2 tRNA genes and 3 rRNA genes are annotated in these 5,770 nt (G+C 48.4%); all 5 read left to right on the plus strand.

What is annotated here, in order from left to right:
* Nucleotides 1-353 precede the first annotated feature (353 nt).
* Nucleotides 354-1,897 (plus strand): 16S ribosomal RNA (locus HZ297_RS11740).
* A gap of 77 nt (nucleotides 1,898-1,974) precedes the next feature.
* A tRNA-Ile gene (locus tag HZ297_RS11745) sits at nucleotides 1,975-2,051 on the plus strand.
* A gap of 4 nt (nucleotides 2,052-2,055) precedes the next feature.
* Nucleotides 2,056-2,131, plus strand: a tRNA-Ala gene (locus HZ297_RS11750).
* Between the two features lie 475 nt (nucleotides 2,132-2,606).
* Nucleotides 2,607-5,468, plus strand: a 23S ribosomal RNA gene (locus HZ297_RS11755).
* 136 nt (nucleotides 5,469-5,604) lie between these two features.
* Nucleotides 5,605-5,719: ribosomal RNA gene (gene rrf / locus HZ297_RS11760) — 5S ribosomal RNA — on the plus strand.
* Together the 16S, 23S and 5S rRNA genes with 2 tRNA genes alongside form the textbook arrangement of a ribosomal RNA operon.
* Nucleotides 5,720-5,770 lie beyond the last annotated feature (51 nt).

The raw sequence follows: 5,770 nt of genomic DNA on the forward strand, positions 1-5,770 counted from the left end.
GGCGAGTTGCGGGGGTGATGAGCAGCGGATTTGATGAGTTTTGAATTGAGAAGTTGCTGAAAATAATTTGAAAAAATTGTTGACAGCCTGGTTCGAAACTGATTATAATAAGCGGCTTACCGAGAACGAAAAGCGAAGCGCTTTTGAAGTGATCGGAAAGACCTAAGTTCTTTAAAAATATGGTAATTCAGAGATAATTTATGTGGAAGCTCCTTAAGTGAGTGACCTAATAAAAAATCTCGAAAATGACAAATATGTATTGGTGAATAAATTATTTATTTATCATGCTTTACTTGTCAATTCCGAGTGTTTTATTCGTCTGGGGACAGACATTAAATAAATCTAGCAAGATTAAACTGAAGAGTTTGATCCTGGCTCAGAATGAACGCTGGCGGTAGGCTTAACACATGCAAGTCGAACGGTAGCAGGAAGAAAGCTTGCTTTCTTTGCTGACGAGTGGCGGACGGGTGAGTAATGCCTGGGAATCTACCCTATAGTTGGGGACAACGTATGGAAACGTACGCTAATACCGAATATGCTCTACGGAGTAAAGCGGGGGACCTTTTGGCCTCGCGCTATAGGATGAGCCCAGGTGAGATTAGCTAGTTGGTGAGGTAAAGGCTCACCAAGGCGACGATCTCTAGCTGGTTTGAGAGGATGATCAGCCACACTGGGACTGAGACACGGCCCAGACTCCTACGGGAGGCAGCAGTGGGGAATATTGGACAATGGGGGAAACCCTGATCCAGCCATACCGCGTGTGTGAAGAAGGCCTGAGGGTTGTAAAGCACTTTCAATTGGGAGGAAGGTTAGTAAGTTAATACCTTGCTAGCTTGACGTTACCTTTAGAAGAAGCACCGGCTAACTCTGTGCCAGCAGCCGCGGTAATACAGAGGGTGCAAGCGTTATTCGGAATTACTGGGCGTAAAGCGCGCGTAGGCGGATTGGTAAGTCAGTTGTGAAAGCCCTGGGCTCAACCTAGGAATTGCTTCTGATACTGCTAGTCTAGAGTCTGATAGAGGGAAGGGGAATTCCAGGTGTAGCAGTGAAATGCGTAGATATCTGGAGGAACATCAGTGGCGAAGGCGCCTTCCTGGATCAAGACTGACGCTGAGGTGCGAAAGCGTGGGTAGCGAACAGGATTAGATACCCTGGTAGTCCACGCCGTAAACGATGTCAACTAGTTGTTGGTCTTATTAAAAAGATTAGTAACGTAGCTAACGCGATAAGTTGACCGCCTGGGGAGTACGGTCGCAAGATTAAAACTCAAAGGAATTGACGGGGGCCCGCACAAGCGGTGGAGCATGTGGTTTAATTCGATGCAACGCGAAGAACCTTACCATCCCTTGACATCCTGCGAACTTTCTAGAGATAGATTGGTGCCTTCGGGAACGCAGTGACAGGTGCTGCATGGCTGTCGTCAGCTCGTGTCGTGAGATGTTGGGTTAAGTCCCGCAACGAGCGCAACCCTTGTCTTTAGTTGCTACCATTAAGTTGAGAACTCTAAAGAGACTGCCGGTGATAAACCGGAGGAAGGCGGGGACGACGTCAAGTCATCATGGCCCTTATGGGATGGGCTACACACGTGCTACAATGGGAAGTACAAAGAGCAGCTAGCTGGCGACAGTGCGCGAATCTCAAAAAACTTCTCGTAGTCCGGATTGGAGTCTGCAACTCGACTCCATGAAGTCGGAATCGCTAGTAATCGCGAATCAGAATGTCGCGGTGAATACGTTCCCGGGCCTTGTACACACCGCCCGTCACACCATGGGAGTGGATTGCAAAAGAAGTAGGTAGCTTAACCTTCGGGAGGGCGCTTACCACTTTGTGGTTCATGACTGGGGTGAAGTCGTAACAAGGTAGCCGTAGGGGAACCTGCGGCTGGATCACCTCCTTTAAGATATAAAGGTTACGAGCTTAAGCGAGCTTTCACATAAATTGTCTCTGAATTACTAGAAAAGAAGAGAACGACCTGGGTCTGTAGCTCAGTTGGTTAGAGCGCACCCCTGATAAGGGTGAGGTCGGTGGTTCAAATCCACCCAGACCCACCAAAATGGGGCTATAGCTCAGCTGGGAGAGCGCCTGCCTTGCACGCAGGAGGTCTGCGGTTCGATCCCGCATAGCTCCACCAATAACAACCGCTAATGTTGTTTTGGTTAAGAAGATGAAATGAAAATTTTGTTGAGATTAACTGAGAAAATATTAGCGGTTCTTATTGTCTGGGAAGTGAATGAATGTTAAAATTCCGCTTCTCGGGTTTTAAGGTTAAAAGCCGAAAAGTTCTTTAAAAATTTGGAATAGATCTCTCGTGAATCACACCGACATGTGATTCACATCCGACCTCCTTCCCGGGAGGTCGGCAAGAAAAGTCTGCTGATGATTCTGAAGCAATTCAGATGAATCAAGTAATAGGTAATATATATTTGAGAATACTCAAGCGTATATCATGACAGCGAAACTTTTAGTTGCGTGAATCGAAAGGTTCAGACACAGCTCACTAGACTTTAATTGAAAGACTTTTGGATGATTGGTTGCTTTAGCAAGTAATAAGTCAGATGAAGAAAGCCCCTGCAACACAAAAGGTTAAGGTTATTTTTGAGTTGTATAGTTAAGTGACTAAGCGTACACGGTGGATGCCTAGGCGGTAGAAGGCGATGAAGGACGTGAAAGCCTGCGATAAGCTCCGGTGAGGTGGCAAATAACCTTTGACCCGGAGATTTCCGAATGGGAAAACCCATCCTATATGGATATCCTCTTATGAGGAAGCTAACCCGGAGAACTGAAACATCTAAGTACCCGGAGGAAAAGAAATCAACCGAGATTCCCCTAGTAGTGGCGAGCGAACGGGGACCAGCCCTTAAGCATTTATAAGATTAGTAGAACAGTCTGGAAAGTCTGACGATACAGGGTGATAGTCCCGTATACGAAAATCTTTTAAGTGTGAAAACGAGTAAGACGGGACACGTGAAATCCTGTTTGAAGATGGGGGGACCACCCTCCAAGGCTAAATACTCTCTACCGACCGATAGTGAACCAGTACCGTGAGGGAAAGGCGAAAAGAACCCCGGAAGGGGAGTGAAATAGAACCTGAAACCGTGTACGTACAAGCAGTGGGAGCCCCTTCGTGGGGTGACTGCGTACCTTTTGTATAATGGGTCAGCGACTTACTGTATGTTGCGAGGTTAACCGAATAGGGGAGCCGTAGGGAAACCGAGTCTTAAATGGGCGAATAGTAGCATGCAGTAGACCCGAAACCGGGCGATCTATCCATGGCCAGGTTGAAGGTGCCGTAACAGGTACTGGAGGACCGAACCCACAAATGTTGAAAAATTTGGGGATGAGCTGTGGATCGGAGTGAAAGGCTAATCAAGCTCGGAGATAGCTGGTTCTCCTCGAAAACTATTTAGGTAGTGCCTCATGTCTCACTCTTGGGGGTAGAGCACTGTTATGGTCTAGCGGTCCGTCAAGGATTAGCAGCCCATTGCAAACTCCGAATACCAAGAAGTGCAATCATGGGAGACAGACGGCGGGTGCTAACGTCCGTCGTCAAGAGGGAAACAACCCAGACCGCCAGCTAAGGTCCCTAAACACTGCTCAGTGGGAAAGGATGTGGGAAGGCTCAGACAGTCAGGAGGTTGGCTTAGAAGCAGCCACCCTTTAAAGAAAGCGTAATAGCTCACTGATCGAGTCGGCCTGCGCCGAAGATTTAACGGGGCTAAGCAGTGTACCGAAGCTGCGGATGCACATAGTGCATGGTAGAGGAGCGTCGTGTAAGCCTGTGAAGGTGAACTGGAAAGTTTGCTGGAGGTATCACGAGTGCGAATGCTGACATGAGTAGCGATAAAGGGAGTGAAAAGCTCCCTCGCCGAAAGACCAAGGGTTCCTACGCAACGTTAATCGACGTAGGGTTAGTCGACCCCTAAGGCGAGGCCGAAAGGCGTAGTCGATGGGAAACAGGTTAATATTCCTGTACTTTTTATTACTGCGATGGAGGGACGGAGAAGGCTAGGTCAGCTTGCCGTTGGTTGTGCAAGTTTAAGGTCGTAGGCAGAGTGTTTAGGCAAATCCGGACACTTAATGCTGAGAACTGATGACGAGTCCATTAGGACGAAGTGATTGATGCCATGCTTCCAAGAAAAGCTTCTAAGCTTCAGGTAATAAAAAATCGTACCCCAAACCGACACAGGTGGTCAGGATGAGTATTCCAAGGCGCTTGAGAGAACTCGGGTGAAGGAACTAGGCAAAATGGTACCGTAACTTCGGGAGAAGGTACGCCCCCTAATGTGAAAGACTTGCTCTGTAAGCATCTGGGGGTTGCAATAAAATGGTGGCTGCAACTGTTTACTAAAAACATAGCACTCTGCAAAATCGAAAGATGACGTATAGGGTGTGACGCCTGCCCGGTGCCGGAAGGTTAATTGATGGGGTTAGCGTAAGCGAAGCTCTTGATCGAAGCCCCGGTAAACGGCGGCCGTAACTATAACGGTCCTAAGGTAGCGAAATTCCTTGTCGGGTAAGTTCCGACCTGCACGAATGGCGTAATGATGGCCACACTGTCTCCACCCGAGACTCAGCGAAATTGAATTCGCAGTTAAGATGCTGCGTACCCGCGGCTAGACGGAAAGACCCCGTGAACCTTTACTATAGCTTTGCACTGGACTTTGACCTTACTTGTGTAGGATAGGTGGGAGGCTTTGAAGCAGTGACGCCAGTCATTGTGGAGCCGTCCTTGAAATACCACCCTGGTAATGTTGAGGTTCTAACCTCGGTCAGTGAATCCTGGCCAGGGACAGTGTATGGTGGGTAGTTTGACTGGGGCGGTCTCCTCCTAAAGAGTAACGGAGGAGCGCGAAGTTACCCTCAGCACGGTCGGACATCGTGCAATGAGCGCAAGAGTATAAGGGTGATTGACTGCGAGACAGACACGTCGAGCAGGTACGAAAGTAGGTTCTAGTGATCCGGTGGTTCTGTGTGGAAGGGCCATCGCTCAACGGATAAAAGGTACTCCGGGGATAACAGGCTGATACCGCCCAAGAGTTCATATCGACGGCGGTGTTTGGCACCTCGATGTCGGCTCATCACATCCTGGGGCTGAAGTCGGTCCCAAGGGTATGGCTGTTCGCCATTTAAAGTGGTACGCGAGCTGGGTTTAGAACGTCGTGAGACAGTTCGGTCCCTATCTGCCGTGGGCGTTGGAGAATTGAGAGGGGCTGCTCCTAGTACGAGAGGACCGGAGTGGACGAACCTCTGGTGTTCCGGTTGTTGTGCCAACAGCATTGCCGGGTAGCTATGTTCGGGAAGGATAACTGCTGAAAGCATCTAAGTAGGAAACCTGCCTCAAGATAAGTTCTCCCTAGACTTCAAGTCTTCTAAAGGGCCGTTGGAGACTACAACGTTGATAGGCTGGATGTGGAAGTGCAGTAATGTATGAAGCTAACCAGTACTAATTACCCGTGAGGCTTAACTATACAACTCAAAAGTAACTTTGTTGTGATATGCCTTGAGTATTCAAACAAATATAGAACCGAATTACGAAAGCAGATGAGATCTGTTTCAAACGAACTTTGCAGGTTGAGTTAAACGCTCAATAGCAACACCGAATTGCTTGGTGACAATAGCAAGATGGAACCACCTGATCCCATTCCGAACTCAGAAGTGAAACGTCTTAGCGCCGATGGTAGTGTGGGAGGTCCCATGCGAGAGTAGGTCATCGCCAAGCTTATATCCTAAAACCCGCCTACCTCACCGTGGCGGGTTTTTTTTTGCCTAA

It is taken from the genome of Thiomicrorhabdus cannonii (assembly GCF_013391695.1).
Classification (GTDB): Bacteria; Pseudomonadota; Gammaproteobacteria; order Thiomicrospirales; family Thiomicrospiraceae; genus Thiomicrorhabdus; species Thiomicrorhabdus cannonii.